At 32.7% G+C, this 16,705-nt stretch carries 15 protein-coding genes and 1 pseudogene; 15 read left to right on the forward strand and 1 reads right to left on the reverse strand.

The annotated features are described in order from the left end of the window. From BET01_RS12305 to BET01_RS12350, 10 genes are all read left to right on the forward strand, one after another. Entirely contained in the window at nucleotides 1-1,770 is a 1,770-nt protein-coding gene (locus tag BET01_RS12305; RefSeq protein WP_120197121.1) for a non-ribosomal peptide synthetase, read from the forward strand. 44 nt (nucleotides 1,771-1,814) lie between these two features. Then, entirely contained in the window at nucleotides 1,815-3,005 is a 1,191-nt protein-coding gene (locus BET01_RS12310) for an alpha/beta fold hydrolase (protein WP_120197122.1), read from the forward strand. 1 nt (nucleotide 3,006) lies between these two features. Further along, nucleotides 3,007-4,629, forward strand: a complete 1,623-nt coding sequence (locus tag BET01_RS12315; RefSeq protein ID WP_158585047.1) for a radical SAM protein — start codon at nucleotides 3,007-3,009, stop codon at nucleotides 4,627-4,629. Between the two features lie 63 nt (nucleotides 4,630-4,692). Beyond that, nucleotides 4,693-5,547: a 3-hydroxyacyl-CoA dehydrogenase family protein gene (locus BET01_RS12320; RefSeq protein WP_120197124.1), complete on the forward strand. Its 855-nt coding sequence runs from the start codon at nucleotides 4,693-4,695 to the stop codon at nucleotides 5,545-5,547. Nucleotides 5,548-5,576: 29 nt separating this feature from the next. Then, nucleotides 5,577-5,843 carry an acyl carrier protein gene (locus tag BET01_RS12325; RefSeq protein ID WP_243117208.1) on the forward strand — a complete coding sequence of 89 codons (267 nt, stop codon included), beginning with the start codon at nucleotides 5,577-5,579 and terminating at the stop codon, nucleotides 5,841-5,843. Continuing rightward, on the forward strand, nucleotides 5,830-6,867 hold the full coding sequence (locus tag BET01_RS12330; protein ID WP_120197125.1) for an HAD-IIIC family phosphatase: 1,038 nt from the start codon (nucleotides 5,830-5,832) through the stop codon (nucleotides 6,865-6,867). The genes BET01_RS12325 and BET01_RS12330 overlap by 14 nt, the downstream gene beginning before the upstream one ends. A 29-nt stretch (nucleotides 6,868-6,896) precedes the next feature. After that, nucleotides 6,897-8,030, forward strand: a complete 1,134-nt coding sequence (locus BET01_RS12335) for an acyl-CoA dehydrogenase family protein (RefSeq protein ID WP_120197126.1) — start codon at nucleotides 6,897-6,899, stop codon at nucleotides 8,028-8,030. A gap of 278 nt (nucleotides 8,031-8,308) precedes the next feature. Continuing rightward, nucleotides 8,309-9,085, forward strand: a complete 777-nt coding sequence (locus tag BET01_RS12340) for an electron transfer flavoprotein subunit beta/FixA family protein (RefSeq protein WP_120197127.1) — start codon at nucleotides 8,309-8,311, stop codon at nucleotides 9,083-9,085. After that, on the forward strand, nucleotides 9,078-10,043 hold the full coding sequence (locus tag BET01_RS12345; protein ID WP_158585048.1) for an electron transfer flavoprotein subunit alpha/FixB family protein: 966 nt from the start codon (nucleotides 9,078-9,080) through the stop codon (nucleotides 10,041-10,043). Before BET01_RS12340 ends, BET01_RS12345 begins: the two co-directional genes overlap by 8 nt. A gap of 260 nt (nucleotides 10,044-10,303) precedes the next feature. Further along, nucleotides 10,304-11,272: an ABC transporter substrate-binding protein gene (locus BET01_RS12350; RefSeq protein WP_120197129.1), complete on the forward strand. Its 969-nt coding sequence runs from the start codon at nucleotides 10,304-10,306 to the stop codon at nucleotides 11,270-11,272. Between the two features lie 215 nt (nucleotides 11,273-11,487). Here the strand turns inward: BET01_RS12350 and BET01_RS22600 are convergent. Further along, a pseudogene (locus BET01_RS22600) lies at nucleotides 11,488-11,725 on the reverse strand (IS110 family transposase); the annotation flags it as partial. Between the two features lie 16 nt (nucleotides 11,726-11,741). Between BET01_RS22600 and BET01_RS21875 the strand changes: the two are divergent. The 5 genes from BET01_RS21875 to BET01_RS21880 all read left to right on the forward strand — a co-directional run. Beyond that, entirely contained in the window at nucleotides 11,742-11,897 is a 156-nt protein-coding gene (locus BET01_RS21875; RefSeq protein WP_207667610.1) for a hypothetical protein, read from the forward strand. A 306-nt stretch (nucleotides 11,898-12,203) separates the two neighbouring features. Then, nucleotides 12,204-12,977, forward strand: coding sequence for an ABC transporter permease (locus BET01_RS12360; RefSeq protein ID WP_120197130.1), 774 nt, complete (start codon nucleotides 12,204-12,206; stop codon nucleotides 12,975-12,977). After that, on the forward strand, nucleotides 12,977-13,720 hold the full coding sequence (locus BET01_RS12365; RefSeq protein ID WP_120197131.1) for an ABC transporter ATP-binding protein: 744 nt from the start codon (nucleotides 12,977-12,979) through the stop codon (nucleotides 13,718-13,720). The genes BET01_RS12360 and BET01_RS12365 overlap by 1 nt, the downstream gene beginning before the upstream one ends. A 314-nt stretch (nucleotides 13,721-14,034) precedes the next feature. Continuing rightward, nucleotides 14,035-15,657 (forward strand): recombinase family protein, encoded by a 1,623-nt coding sequence (locus BET01_RS12370; RefSeq protein ID WP_120197132.1) that lies wholly within the window; start codon nucleotides 14,035-14,037, stop codon nucleotides 15,655-15,657. A gap of 817 nt (nucleotides 15,658-16,474) precedes the next feature. Continuing rightward, nucleotides 16,475-16,705: hypothetical protein (locus BET01_RS21880; RefSeq protein WP_207667611.1), on the forward strand; the 231-nt coding region annotated here is incomplete at its 3' end.

Consider the following 16,705-nt stretch of genomic DNA (forward strand, 5'->3'; position numbering starts at 1 on the left):
ATGAGTTTATTAAAATCTATAGAAAAACAGGCTAATTTGTATTCGATTTTTGAAGAGGTTGTTAGTCAAAATAGAGATGGAATTGCTGTATCAATAGGAGATGAAGAAGTTACATATGGAAATTTAGAAGTTAGAGTTTCTAATTTTGCTTCCACGCTTATAAAAACGGGCATACAAAAGGGAGAATTGGTATGTCTTTGTGTTGAAAAAAGTGTTGATATGATTATAGCTATTTTAGCTATTATAAGAGTTGGGGCTGTATATGTTCCAATTGATTATAACTATCCTAAGGATAGATGTAGAAAGATAATTGAAAAAAGTAGAGCAAAATATATTATTGTTAATAATAAAAATATGTTTGAAATGAATTGTAAAATTATAGAAATTACTAAAAACACTCAAAATACGTATTATGACTATGTTCCTGCGGTAATGACTACATCTAGTGATTTGGCATATATAATATTTACGTCCGGATCAACAGGGGAGCCCAAAGGAGTTATGATAGAACAAGGAAGTGTGATTCGTTTATTTGAGGAGACTAAAAAAGTATTTAACTTTAACTCAAATGATGTTTGGACTAACTTTCATTCAGTTGCTTTTGATTTTTCGGTTTGGGAAATATGGGGTGCACTGTTGTTTGGTGGACATCTTGTTTTAGTACCTGATTCTATAGCAAAAGATCCTGATACTTTTTATCAATTAATATATGATAAAAAGGTCACTGTCTTGAATCAAACACCAACATCTTTTAGGAATTTAATTCCTTCAGCTTTAGCTAACAAATTACTTCTTACTGAACTTCGTTATATTATTTTTGGAGGAGAGCGGCTTGATTATCAAACTTTAAAGCCGTGGACTAATCTTTATGGGATTACAAAACCTAAACTAATAAATATGTATGGAATTACGGAGACAACAGTTCATGTGACCTGGAAATTAATTGATTATGAAGATATAAATAATAATGGTTATAGCTTGATAGGTAGGCCGATAGATGATATGAAAATATGCATTGTTAAAAATGGTGAGGTTGTGCCAATGGGAGAAGAAGGGGTTATGTTTATTGCTGGTCCAGGAGTTGCTAGAGGTTACTTATATCGAGAAGACCTTACTTATGAGCGCTTTATACAAATTCAAGGAAGCAAACTCACATGGTTTGACTCTGGAGATCTTGGAATTCAAATAGATGAGGATGAATATGCATATGTCGGACGTGCAGATAGGCAGTTAAAAGTAAGAGGTTATAGAATAGAACCTAATGAAATTGAAGAATGTATTAGAACAGTACCTTATGTACAAGATTGTATTGTTTTATCAAAAGATTATGGTGAAGGGGATATACGCTTAGTATCATATATTGTCGCAAGTAAAGAAAATAGTGCTAAGTTGATTGTTGATGAAGTGAAACAATGTGTATCTAAAGGTCTCCCTAATTATATGCAACCATCAACATATTTTATTGTTGATAAGATTCCAACTACAATTAATAACAAATTGGATATAGACATTTTAAATAAAATAGATGTTGTCCCTTCCAGTAATAATACTATTGTAGAAAAACTGAAATTATTTTGGGAGGATATTCTTGAAATTGAGAATATTGAGGAAAATACTGATTTTATGAGTTTGGGAGGGACCTCTTTTTCTTTAATTCGTATGCTTAGAACTGTAAACAAACAGTTTGGAATTAATGTGAACTTAAATATACCATTGAATGAAATGACAATAAGAACATTGGCAGAAATTATATCAAATTCTATAAAATAGAATAAAAAACAACTTAAGAAAATTGACTGAAATGGTAGGTTGATATGAATAATATAATAGAAAATGACGTTAATATAGTTACTAAATTAGTTAAGAGTATAAAGAAGATACAGTCCTTCATTCGGGAGAGTCAACAAAATTTAAAGCTCTATGCGATAAATATTGAAGATGATAATATTTGTTTTGCAGAAGATGAAATTAATATAATTAATAATTTTTTGGTATTGATAGGAGAAAAATTTAATATAGTCATACCTAAGTTCGTATGGCCCATTCCAGAAAACATAACTGGTTTGGATATGTCCTTAAGCAATTTTGTAAATCTGTCAGGGAACGATTGGAAACGAATAGTAGAAAATCAAATAAATGTGGATATATTAACTTATATATCTGTAAATAAAACGGAAAATAAAGAAATATGCAAACCCGATGGTCTCCCTGAATTCCAAGTGTTCTTTAGCGGAAATCAAGAAAATGAAGCGATAATAATTATACCCCCATGCGCGGTTCCTGTTGATGTTTTTGAGCCAATGATTAAAGAATTATCAAAATACTACTATACTGTAATATACGAAAACCCCTATTTATTTAATTTATGGCGCTCACTTTCTGAACCAACTGGTAATATTGAAGATGAAGTGGCATATATAGGAACAATATTGCAAAAGCCTAATATAAAGCATGCTCACCTTATTGGTATTTGTGGAGGAGCTCCCATTGCAATAAGAGCAGCAGAAAGATTCGGTGATTTAGTTAAATCTTTGATTGTTTGTCACGGGGATTTGAATTTCGGTTCAGACGTAGCACGAACATCTTTTAAAAGAGAATTTGCAAGCCGTCTATCATATGCATTAAGGAATACGGATTCTGCAGAAGAGGTTTATAGTATGTTTCTTGATCCATTACTTTTGTATGGGGTTGAAGATGAGTTAGGACCGTTTATTATGTATCCATATGTTAATTATAATTTATTTATTCGATATGCAAAAATAAATCTTGCATTAATGGAATTTGATTCAACCGTAAGCGCTAATAGTATAAATCAGCCGGTATTAATTATAACAAGTAGTGATGATCGGATGGCCCACCCGGAAGGATCATATAGATTTCATCAAATGATACCAAATAGTGAACTAATTATTACAGAATCAGGAAATCATCATGATGTTATGCTAGAAAATAGTAAAATTTATTTAAATATACTAAAATTTTTAGATGAGTTGGAAGGAGTTTAAAATGGGATTGGATTTTGTGATAGTGGGGTATAACCAAATACCGATGAATGACATTCTAGAGGGACTTGAGGTTACACAAAATTTGTCAGGGGCATATAATCATATGGCCGGACAATCAGTTGTTTTTAGTAATAGGAGATATAGCTATTCTGATCTTATAAAGGAAAGTATATCAAATGCTATTGGGAGACCTTGTGAGTTTGATATATGGAATATGCCTATTTGTGCAGTTCACTATTTAGTTAGTATTTTGCGTAAATCAGGTTTATCGGTTGAAGGTGTAAATAGTTTTAATAACGATAAAACAAAATTAATAGAAATTCTTAAAAAATCGCCTAGAGCGATTGGAATATCGACTTCTTATTATATAGACAATGACCCAATAAAAGAGATAGTCGAATTTATTAGAGATTATGATAAAGATGTTATAATTATTGCTGGTGGAGCATATATCGCTAATTTATGTTTCGAAAATGATGTAAACCAACAAAATTGGCTATTTAAGGATATGGGAGCGGATATTTATTTAAATGACTCACAAGGTGAAAGAACATTAATTAATTTGTGTCATGAATTAAAGAAAGAGGCCCCGGATCTTAATAGCATCCCTAATTTAGTCTATAAGGAAGGAAAAAGCTTTTGCTATACTGCGAGGGTGAAAGAAAATAACACTTTGGATTATAATTATGCTGATTGTTATTCATTTGTAAAAGACAAACCGATACCAGCTGTTTTTACAAGAACTTCTCGTAGTTGTTCAAATCATTGTGCGTTTTGCCGCTATCCATTTTTGGGTGGAAAATATACCTTAGCTTGCCTGGAATCTGTTGAGGAAGAATTGGATTACCTAAAGTCTATTGGTGTAGAATATTTGGTTTTTGTAGATGATACTTTTAATATTCCTCTTGCAAGATTTAAAAAGTTATTAAAATTATTAATACAAAAAGATTACAAATTTAAATGGTTTTCATTTTTAAGATGTTCAGATATAGATGATGAAGCTTTTGATTTAATGTCAATAGCTGGGTGTAAAGGTGTATTTTTGGGAATAGAATCTGGTGATCCCCAGATCTTATTAGGGATGAATAAAAGGGCAACGATAGAACAATATAAGTATGGAATTAACAAGCTAAAGGAAAAAGGTATAATGACCATGGCTTCTTGTATGATAGGCTTTCCAGGAGAAACTGAAGAGACAGTAGCAAATACTATTAAGTTCATTAAAGAGACGGAGCCAACATTCTATTCATTGCAGATGTATTTTCATGAAACAAAAGTTCCTATTGCTGATAAAGCTGATATTTATGGCATAACAGGAGGGGGATATTCGTGGTGTCACAACACTATGGATTGGAGAATGGCTTCTAACTTGGTTTATAAAGGTCACCAAGAAATTAGTAACTCTTTATTTTTGCCTATATACTCATTTCAATTGTGGTCCATATGTTATTATATGAGTCAGGGATTTACTAAAGAAGAATTATGTGAGTTTTTACGTTATGCAAAAGAAATGATGTTAGATAGCTATAATAATTCTAATCCGGAATACAGGGGTGGACAGGATAAGAAGATTTTAGAAGTATTTAAAAATTCTAAGATGGTTATGAAATATAAAGAGGAGTGAGGAGGATAGATTATAAATATAATAGGTGTGTTAATTAAAAATACTAAGAGGTGAAAACGAAATATGGGTGAATATAAAGTTAAGTCCGTTGGAATTTTGGGAGCGGGTGTTATGGGGACGGGAGTAGCACAAAAAATGGCGCAGTGCCATTATGATGTTGTACTAGTTGATATTTCGAATGAAATTTTACAAAAATCTCTTTTAACTATTAAAAAAAATCTTATGCTAAATAATATGATGAAACTCTCAAAATTTAATGTGGAAGAGACTATTAATAAAATACTTTTGACAACAGATTGTGAAGAACTAAGAGACGTAGATGTGGTAATAGAAAATATTCCGGAAAAAGTTGATGTAAAACTTAATCTGTATGAGAAAGTTTCTAAAATTTGCAAACAAGAGTGTATTTTTATGGTCAATACATCTTGTATACCAATATCAAGAATAGCCAATGCGTTAAGTTTCTCTGATAAGGTAATAGGAGTACATTTTTTAAATCCTGTTCCTGCGCAAAAAATTTCTGAAGTCATAAAAGGAAATAGTACATCGGAAGATACGGTCGTTTTAACCCAAGAATTTTTAAAAAGTATTGATATAGAAAGTACTGTAATAAATGATAGTCCTGGTTTTGTGACAAACAGATTATCTCATTTATTTATGAATGAAGCTGCTAATCTTGTAATGGAGGGGATTGCCGAACCAGAGCAAATAGATTTGATTTTTACTAAAGGATTTCATCACGAAATGGGACCTTTGCATACAGCAGACCTTATCGGAATTGACACAGTAGTTGATTCAATTGATATTCTCTATTCATACTATCATGATTCAAGATATGTATGCTCGCCATGCCTAAGAAAGATGGTGGAAAAAGGGGAATTAGGAATAAAAAGTGGGAAAGGTTTTTTTATTTACTAAATTAAAAAATGCCAAAGGAGTTTATGATAATGCAAATCAAAGAAAAAGTAAGAGAATTTTTATCAAGATTTTTAAGAAACTATAATGTGGCGGATGATGAGAATTTATTTGATAATAAATTAGTTAATTCATTATTTGCTATGCAACTAATAGTCTTTATTGAAAGAGAGTTTGAAATTGCTTTGACAAACGATGATTTTCAGCTAGAAAACTTTCAGACAATTAATTCCATTGCAACTTTAATAGAATTAAAGAAAGGAAGTGTATTAGGAGAAATCAATAATGGTGGTCAATAAAATTAAATGTGTTGTTTGGGATTTAGATAATACGCTCTGGAGTGGAACTTTGGTTGAAGGTGATAACGTTACAATTAATAAAAATGTGGTAGAGGTTATAAAAAAACTTGATGAGCGAGGTATTCTTCATTCTATTAGTAGTAAAAATGAATACCATGATGCTATGAATAAATTAATTGAATTTAATGTAGCTGAATATTTTCTCTTCCCTCAAATAAATTGGGAACCTAAATCTACGGCAATTTCTACTATTGCTAAGTCAATTAATATAGGAATTGATTCAATTGCTTTTGTAGATGATTCAATGTTTGAAAGGGAAGAAGTTAAATTTTATTTTAAAGAGGTACTATGTATTGGAGTTGACGATATTTCTCAGATGCTTGTCATGGATGGGTTTATGCCGAGATTTATAACAGAAGATTCTAAAAACAGACGCTTACTATATAAGGAAGATATGGTTCGTAAACATGCAGAAGAAGTATTTCAAGGAGCGAAGGAAATATTTTTGGCAACATTAAATATGGTATTTATAATTACAAAAGCAAAGGAAGAAGATTTAAGACGAGTAGAAGAATTAACAATTCGAACGCATCAATTGAATTCGACAGGTACAATCTATTCATATGACGAGTTGAGAAATATGATTCATTCAGAAAACTATTTGGTACTAATTGCTCAACTTAATGATAAATATGGTAGTTATGGAAAAATTGGTATCTGTGTCATAGAAAAGAATAGTGATAGTTGGTATATTAGATTATTACTAATGTCATGTAGAGTTGCATCAAGGGGAGTTGGTGCTGTTATGATTAATTTTGTAATTAATTTAGCGATACAAAGCAACGTGAAACTATTTGCAGATTTTGTACAGAGCGAACGTAATAGAATTATGTACATTACATATAAATTTAATGGTTTTTGCGAAGTATCTAGTACTAGTGGAAAAATTTTATTTGAAGCTGATATAAGAGAACCTAAATCATATATGGATTATGTAATAGTATGTGATCAACTTAACGTATAATCTATACTAGAAATGGAGAGTAGACTTTTATGGATTTTTCAATGTCCCAAGAACAAAATATGTTTAAAAGAGAAACAATTGATTTTATAAGAAACAATTTGAATTTAGAGGAGTTCTATGAAAAATATTCACCAGAAATGTGGCAAAAAGTAGCAGAGTTTGGCCTTTTAGGCATTACTATTGGTGAAGAATATGGAGGCCTAAACGAAAGCTATTTAACAGCGGCTATAATTTTCGAGGCTTTTGGATATGCGTGTAAAAATAATGGGTTTACATTTGTTATAAATAATCATATTTGGGTTTCTCAAAATCTGATTTATTTGTATGGAGCACGTTTTTTAAAGGATAAGTATCTAAAACTTATGGTCAGTGGGGAGAGAATTGGTGCCATTGCTATTACTGAAGTAGAAGCAGGATCTGATGCATTAAGTATGCATGCTAGAGCAGAAAAGGATGACCAGGGTTATGTATTGAATGGAAATAAAATGTTTATTTCTAATGGTCCAATAGCAGATATTTTTATCGTATTTGCAGTAACTGAGCATAGTCAACCAAAGAAAATAACGGCGTTTGTAGTTGAACGGGAATTTAAAGGTGTAAAAATCGGTAAAGAAATAGGTAAAATGGGATTAAATGCATGCCCAACTTCAGAAGTAATTTTTAATAATTGTTATATTCCAAAAGAAAATGTTTTGGGACAATATAATCAGGGAGAGTTACTTTTAACGTATGCACTTGAATGGGAGCGCTTTTATGAATTTGTTCCGCATATTGGTGTAATGCAAAGGATTATGGAGCAATGTTCTGAGCATGTAAGAACGAGGAAGCAGTTTGGTATAATAATAGGAGATAATCAATCATTGTCACATAAAATTGCGGAAATGAAAGTCGCAATAGAGATGTCAAAGCAGATGATGTATAAAATTGCTTGGTTAAAGGATTGTGGCAAAACAGCATTTACAGAAACATCAATTTTCAAACTATATGTTAGTGAAAATTACATTAAAACATGCAGAGACGCGCTACAAATATTTGGGGCTTACGGATATACGAAGGAATACGATATAGAACGAGAATTAAGAGACGCTTTAGCTTGCAGTATTTATTCAGGGACAAATGAGATGCAAAAAAATACTATTTATAAAATGCTATCTTTTATTTAATTATAACTATTATTTATTTACTTAAATATATGGTATTATATTTTAATGATTTCCTAGATAATTGAATTAGTATACATTATTATCGGATATACAATGTCATTTAAAAATGGTTGATTTTTATGTGGTTATTTATAAAAAATATTTATTACTTGAAAGATAAATTTGCGGATTTTAGTATGCAATGTTTCTATTGTTGTTTGATTTTGGATAATAAAAATTACATAAACTTTGGAAAGGAATATTATGGTATATAAGGTATTATATCATTAATTAGAGAAATGAAAATAATTGTATGTGTTAAAGCGGTTCGGCAGGAGTTGGTTTTTATTAATAAAGTTCAACAATCAACATATGTAATAAATCCATATGATTTATTAGCATTACAGAATGCCATAAATATTAAAAATACTGAAGCGTGTACTATAGATTGTATAAGTATGGGACCTGACAGTATAAGAGAAGTATTAGTAAAATGTTTAGCATTAGGAAGTGATAATGCTTATTGGTTGAATGATAAAGCATTTGCAGGGGCTGATACCATAGTTACAACATATGTTCTTTCAAAAGGGATTAGTAAAATAGGAGAGTATGATTTAATTATTTGTGGTGAGCAGACGGTAGATGGTGAAACTGGTCAGGTTGGTATTGGTTTAGCAGAAAGACTAAATATACCTTGCATAACTAATGTTGAAGAAATAATTGATTTCACAGATAAATACATAATTGTTTGTGTTAAATATGAGGACCATGAGGAAGTTCTAAAAATTCAACTTCCAGCACTTGTTGTATTTAAAAACTTTAAATTGATATCAAATACGGTGAGTTTATTGCATTTAAAGAAAGCACAAAGAAAAGAAATTGTACGTTGGAGCTCTAACGATTTATGTTTTGAAAAGAATTGGTGCGGGCTGGCTCAGGCGAAGACCAGAGTAGTAAATGTTACACCTGAACTAATTGTAAAAGAAGGACGACTTATAAGCGGTAATGCTAAAAAAAAGGCAGTAGTAATCAGTCAATTAATTCAAGGGAGGTTTGATGCGGATAATTATGGATAATGATATCTGGGTTATTTGTGATAATTTAAAGTATGATAGTGATCATAGTCTACAGTTGATTACAAAAGCAGCTCAGCTTAGCTTGAAGATAACTGCTATTTGTATAGGAAAGCTAAATAGTGAAGCAATGGAAAGATTGTTTAGCTATGGCGCCACAAAGGTTTTATATAGCGAATGTGAAAATGATAATATTAGAGTTATTGCTAGCATCCTGAAACAGATGATAATATCTTATAATCCAGGAATGATAATGTTTTTGAGCTCAAGCGCTGGTAAATATTTAGCATCTGTCAGTTCTACTTATTTTGAGTCGGGATTAACGGCGGATTGCATCGATATAGCTATAGACATAGACAACGAATATGTATTTTCACGAGCGGCTCTTAATTCATCTGTAATTGCTAAAATTAAATGCCAGAATTCGCATATTCGAATGTGTACTGTAAAGAGGAATGTGTTTAGTATTATTTTATTAAATATGCAAAGAAAAGTGGATATAGAGCGCTTTGAGTATGCTAAATCTTCGATTAGCGATAAGAAGCAAGTTATAGAAAAATTGAATTTTTTAACATACAATAAATATGTGAATAATGATAACTGGATGGCAGCAAAAATAGTTTTTGCGATTGGTAGAGGTGTATCTAATAAAAGTAATGTGGATCTGATAAAGCGTATTGCATTAAAGTGTGGTGCAGAGATAGTCGGGACCAGGGCGGCTGTTGAAGAAAATTTAATAAAAAAATCGCGTCAAGTAGGTCAATCTGGTGTAAATATATGTCCTAATATTTATGTAGGCTTAGGTGTTTCTGGGGCGTCTCAGCATATGGTAGGGATTAAGAATGCAAAGATGATAATTGCAATTAATAGTGATGAAAATGCTCCGATTTTTCAATATGCAGATTATATGGTGGTAGATGATTTAAAAACAATTTTAACAGAATTGAACACTCTTTTCTGATTTTTTATATAGTAATAAGATTGGTGTTTATTGAATTAAAAGCAAAGATGGATAGATAATTGCCTGACAATACCATAGCTTTTGTCATAATTAACGGCTTGCCTGGCTAGCTTGGTTTACAAGATGAGGATCTCCAATATATATTTGGTCTCGACTTACGGCTGTGAGTGAATGAAAATCATCTAAAACTAGTCTATACCATTATATTTAAAAGATATTATAAAATTGCTCAATTGGGTAAAATGAAAAGGATAAAATAGATGAAAAGAATAATCCCCTTTGTACTAACTTTAATCTTAATTACCGGTTTTATTACCGGCTGTGCAAATAACATTGTTATTTCGCAAGGAACTGATGTGCCTACGCAGGAAGTCAAAAACACCTCTGAAAAGAAAACAATAAAAATAGCCTATTTGCCTATTACACATGCTTTGCCGGTTTTTAGAGAAAAGGAATTGTTTGAAAAGGAAAGTTCCAACATAGAAATTGAACTTATAAAATATGGCTCATGGCCGGAATTGCTGGATGCTCTCAATACCAACCGAGTAGACGGCGCTTCTGTTTTAATCGAACTTGCAATGAAATCAAAGGAGGAGGGAAACGACATAAAAGCAGTTGCTCTAGGCCATCATGACGGCAATGTAATCATTGTGTCCAATGATATCAGTAGTCCTGAAGATCTAAAAGGGAAAAAGTTTGCTATACCACACAGACAATCCTCTCATAATATACTTTTAAATGAAATGCTCAATCAGGCAGGCATATCCCTGCGAGAACTTGAAATTGTAGAGCTGGCTCCTCCTGAAATGCCTTCCGCGCTTGCATCAGGTCAGATTGCTGGATATTGTGTCGCGGAACCTTTTGGAGCAAAAGCAGTAGATTTGGGTGTAGGAAAAGTTTTATACGATTCTACTGATCTGTGGAGAGACTCCATTTGCTGCGCACTTGTTATGACGGATAAATTTCTGAACGAAAATAGTGATACAGTTAATCAATTCATAGCTTCTTATAAAGAAGCGGGAAATCAGCTAAACAATGAAGAGGCGGAAAAAATTTCCAAGGAATATTTGGGACAAGAAAAAGATGTACTTGATATCTCATTAAAATGGATTTCTTATAATGACTTAGATATTACAGAAGAAACTTATAGTGCACTTATTGATAAGGTAAAAAAGTATGGGCTTTCTGATAATCCCCCATCTTTTGAAGAATTTGTTTATAAGCCTTAATTATTATAATTTTACTAAGGCGTACTAATCTTTTATCAGTACGCCGTGATTTAATAGTAATGAAAGACTAACTAATAAAAGTCAAGACTAAAAATGATATTTTCTGAGTGAATCGGAGAAATGCATTTCATGTAAATTTGTACATTGAAAACTCCATGACAATCAGAGCATCTCTACAGGTGCTCTAAAAGGAGTGAGATATTTTCAGAAAACAATTAGGCAGCTTTTATGTATGACTGTCCGGATTTTTCGAGTTGGTAAATCACTCTCACAAGTTTTTCGCGGCGTGGAACAGAGTGATATTATAGTGTTTCCCCTTGGCTCGTTTCTTTTCCAGATATGTACCAAAGGTTTCAGCCTAATGACAGGTATATTTTTATAAAGAGCGTATCGAAGGTAGCGTGAACCACGCTTTTTCACGAGGGTATAGTAATTATCAAGCTGATCGGATTGCTAGGTAGGAGGAGACGTGCAAAAGAAGATTTTAACTTATCTCGTTCTTTTACCCTATCAAAATGATAACGGATTAATGACTTTAACCCCTCTTTATGATATGATGCACTATTCTTTGAAAAAATTAATCAAAGTCATGCCTGTTGTTAGAAATGGTAAAAGATTTGAATAAAACTTCTCCATCCGAGTTAGTGATAAAACAGTCGTGCTTAAATCATAAGAATACTTTTTTGAATAAATATTTGATACTGTTGTAGAACTACTGGTACTTCTTGCAATTGTAACCTCGTCCTAAATAAACCGTCATGCGGTATCTAACTGATTAAAAAATATACAAAGAGACTGTGGTTATAGAATTTCAAGAACCATCAAGTGGTAGGGAGGAGAAAAACAATCCTCAGTATCTCCAATAGTATAGCATACAGTCCTTGGAGAGGGACTATAAATACTACTACTCTATAATACGAGGAAGTTATTTATGAAATATATCCATTCTATAAAAAGAATTTTTATCTCTGGTACTTTGTTTATTGCTTTGTGGCAAATTATCTGTTGGACTACGGATTTTAATCCAAGCCTTCTACCTGGCCCAGTACGTGTGTGGTATGCCCTTATACAGATGTTTGGCGAGGGGAATATTCTTAATGATATACAAGATAGTATGTATCGTTTTGCTATTGGATACCTGCTTGCCGCACTATCGGCCATTATTTTAGGACTAACTCTTGGATGGTTTAAAGAAATATTCGCATATATTAATCCTATCGTACAACTCTTAAGACCCATATCTCCAATTGCTTGGATGCCTTTTATTGTTCTTCTGTTTGGAATTGGGGATGTTCCGGCGATCGTCATAATTTTTATCTCTGCATTTTTCCCTATTCTGCTTTCAACTATTTCGGCTGTAGGAAATGTAGATAAAATGTATTTAAAGGTAGCGGATAATTTTGATATTAAACAGCCATACGTCTTAACAAAAATCATATTTCCTGCGACTTTCCCGCAGATTGCCAATGGATTGCATATTGCACTTGGTTCTTCTTGGATCTTTCTTGTTGCAGGAGAGATGGTTGGATCACAGACCGGATTGGGGTATTTAATTATTGATGCGAGAAATAATCTACGTACTGATATACTTTTGGCAACAATTATAATTATAGGTGTCATTGGACTTTTTTTAGATACTCTAATCAGCCAGTTTGAAAAACAGATCTATACACGCTGGGGGTATGAAAGAGAGGGTAAAAAATAATGTATATTGATATACAGGGTTTAACAAAAAAGTTTAAAAGAGGCGAGCAGACTTTAATGGTACTGGATAATATATCGCTAACAATAAACCAGGGAGAATTTATCTGCCTTTTAGGTCCCTCTGGCTGTGGAAAAACGACTCTGTTAAATATATTGGCAGGTTTTGAAAATGCGTCAGAAGGAAGTGTTTTAATAGATGGTGAAGTTGTTTCAACCCCCACTTCTCGCTATGTGACTATTTTTCAAAACTATGGGTTACTTCCGTGGAGAAATGTGAGGCATAACGTAGAATTAGGGTTGGAAGGAAAAAAGATATCAAAATCCAAAAGGAAGGAAATAGCAGAAAAATATATCTGTCTTGTCGGGCTCGATAAATTTGCTAATAGTAATCCTGCGCAGTTATCAGGGGGAATGCAGCAACGTGTTGCAATTGCACGAGCACTGGCTGTTTCACCGGATATTATTTTTATGGATGAACCTTTTGGCGCTTTAGATGCAATGACCCGCATGAAAATGCAGGATGAGATTCTGGAGATAAAACGTTCCCAAAATAAAACTATTATTTTTGTGACTCATGATATTGATGAAGCCGTTTATCTTGCGGATCGGATTATTGTATTTTCACCGAATCCGGGAAGGATTAAAGAAATAATCCAGGTGCAATTAAAATTTCCTCGTGACCGTAACGGATATGATTTTATTCGTATCAGAGATAAAGTTTTTTCGTTGTTTGACATTCATTAATGATTTGTTTTTGAGTTTTACTTAATATAATTTAGCTATTTATAAAATAATAATAAAATTTAATTGATTATTTCTTGCTTGTATTATGAATTTTACATGCTATTTTATAATTAGATATTATGATTTTTCAATATTGAATGTTTTTATTTTTTATAATGCTATACTTTGTTGCAATTAAAAAAACTACTATTTACGTAGCTTTCCAATGACTTGTGTGAGATAATGATGTTGGCGTAAGCTTAAGTACCTTGACAATTTTATATATCAAGTGTCCAGTCTCTTACACAATTTTTATATGAGAGGAAGGATACAATATGGCTGAAAGAGTTTATTGTTTATACAGAGTATCTACTACCAAGCAGGTAGATCACGATGACCAGAATCAAGCAGATATACCTATGCAGAGAAAGGCCTGTCGTGAATTTGCAGAGCACATGGGCTGGACAATCGTTCGTGAGGAGCAGGAGACCGGCGTTTCCGGATTTAAGGTTAGTGCAGCGGATCGGGATAAACTTCAACTTGTTAAAGATCATGCTGAAAAAGGAAAGTTTGATGTTCTTCTGGTATTTATGTTTGATAGACTAGGAAGGAAATCTGACGAAACTCCTTTTGTTGTGGAATGGTTTGTAAAGAAAGGCATCAAAGTATGGAGCGTCAACGAAGGAGAACAACGTTTTGAGTCACACACTGACCGATTAACAAATTACATACGTTTCTGGCAGGCTGATGGAGAAAGTCAAAAAACTTCCATAAGAACCAAAACTGCCCTCGGTCAGATGGTTCAGGAAGGTCGCTTCTGCGGTGGCATAGCGCCATATGGATATCGGCTTGAAAAAAGCGGAGTAATGAACAAGCGTAAGCATGAGGTCAATAAACTGGTGATTGCTGAAGAAGAAGCTGAAGTAATACACATGATGTATAGCTTATGTGTATCTTCCGGATATGGACGCTGGCGTATCGCTATGTTTTTAAATGACAAAGCCATAAAAACCCGGAATGGTGCGAACTGGCATGAATCATCAGTGGGAGCAATTTTAAAGAATGTAACTTATAAAGGGGTGCTTCGAAGTGGAGCCACATTTTCGGAACCATTTAAGGAACTGCAAATTATTGATCCTTACACTTTTGATCTTGCTCAGGAGCTAATGGAAGAACGCATCAATGAGAAGAAGGAAATGAGAACTACTCCATTAAATACTTCAGGACAATCACTTCTATCAGGAAATGTATTTTGCGGTCACTGCGGAGGCCGTCTGGTCTTAACAACTAACGGCAAAGTAGTTAAACTTGCGAATGGTGAAACAAAAGGTGTTAAGCGAATACGATATATCTGCTATAATAAAACAAGGCGCCGTCTTGAATGCGATGGTCAGACAGGATATACAATGCACTTACTTGACGATGCTGTTACTCAAGTATTACATCAAATTTTTGACCGCATGTCAATAGTACCTGACAACATGATTGTTGGCAACGCTCAAGATCGTCACATGGCAGAACTTCGAACGGAAATTAAAAGGGTGAAAACTGATAATTCCAAGGCAAATACGGAATATGAATCATTAAAGGCTGAAGTTGTTAAAGCCGTACAAGGGAAAAGTAAAATGCCCGTGGATGTCCTGTCGGAGTTAGTCAATGAAAGCCGTGAAAAGGTTCTTGCGACCAGTGAACGACTAACTGCACTTATGGCAGAGCTTGATAGAAGTAATGAAAAGGCTGCGGAAATGAAAAATGAACTTTCTCGTATTCGCACATGGTCAGAAATTTTTGATGACAGTAATATGGAAGTCAAGAAGATGATAACCAGTTACATTATAAAACGGATAAATGTATTTAAGGATTATAAGCTGCATATTGAGTTAAACCTGAATATACAGCAATTTCTTAACGGAATTGATAGTATAACCGAGGAAAAAGCTACTACAGTAGCATCGTAAAGTAATACACATTCGTAATAAGCTCTTCACAGCTAAGTAAAATATATCCTACATATAAAAATTTGCTATTTGGGGGTGCACACCCGACATATCGGGAGAGCTCTTGAATGGCATTCAAGAGGTCGTGGGTTCGAGTCCCACTTTCTCCATTACATACATAAAGCCATAGGCAATGTGGCTTTAATTTTTAGAGAAGGGACGTATTTGTTCTTTGTCTCATATAAACAGTACTTCTTTTGCCATATGCGCTATAAAGTATAGTTGAATAAATTGAGGAATCATACTTTTAATTAGTAAAAGTATATGGAGAGAATCCGCATAAAAATAAAAAAACCATAGAGGAAGCATTATGTTATTTTGCAATAATACTTTATTAATACGATAATATATTGTAATAAAGAAGTTTGTAATGAGAAATTTAAAAGAAGACTATTCATTTTTATTTAGGGAGATTGGGAAAACACAAAAGTTTCGTAAAATAACAGGTTTATTTCCGATTGCTGTCCAGAATTCGGTGTTTTTTGAGATCCACGATAATGAAATGATGTTTTTTACGTGCCTTAATAATAGGATAAAAATTAAATTATGGCAAAAATATATGTTATTTATTCCATAAACAAAAAAATGATTTGATATATATGCTAATATATATAAATGATATCAATCGAGTGTTATATGTTAACAACTGGATTCTTAGAATGATGTCTCAATTTTGTGAAAGAATTACTTAATGATTTTTTAGTTTCTTTATTAGCAAAGGAAAGGAGAGTATGGTTATTGCTCTAAAATACAATCATACAAAAATGAGATGAAGAAGTTGCTTGTTTTCCCGCCTGGTTGGACACCTGTAGGCCCCTATTTAGCATTACCTATACTTAAATCATATTTAAAAGAACGAGAAAATATAGATATAAATATTGTGGATCTAAACATTGATTTTTATGATGAACTATTATCTACTGAACGTGTAAAAAAGGCGTTGGGTATAATAAAAAATGAAAGTTTATTAAACGATCGTGAACAAATAACTTATGAATTAGTTAAGGAA

It is taken from the genome of Lacrimispora algidixylanolytica (genome assembly GCF_003609635.1).
Taxonomy (GTDB): domain Bacteria; phylum Bacillota; class Clostridia; order Lachnospirales; family Lachnospiraceae; genus Lacrimispora; species Lacrimispora algidixylanolytica.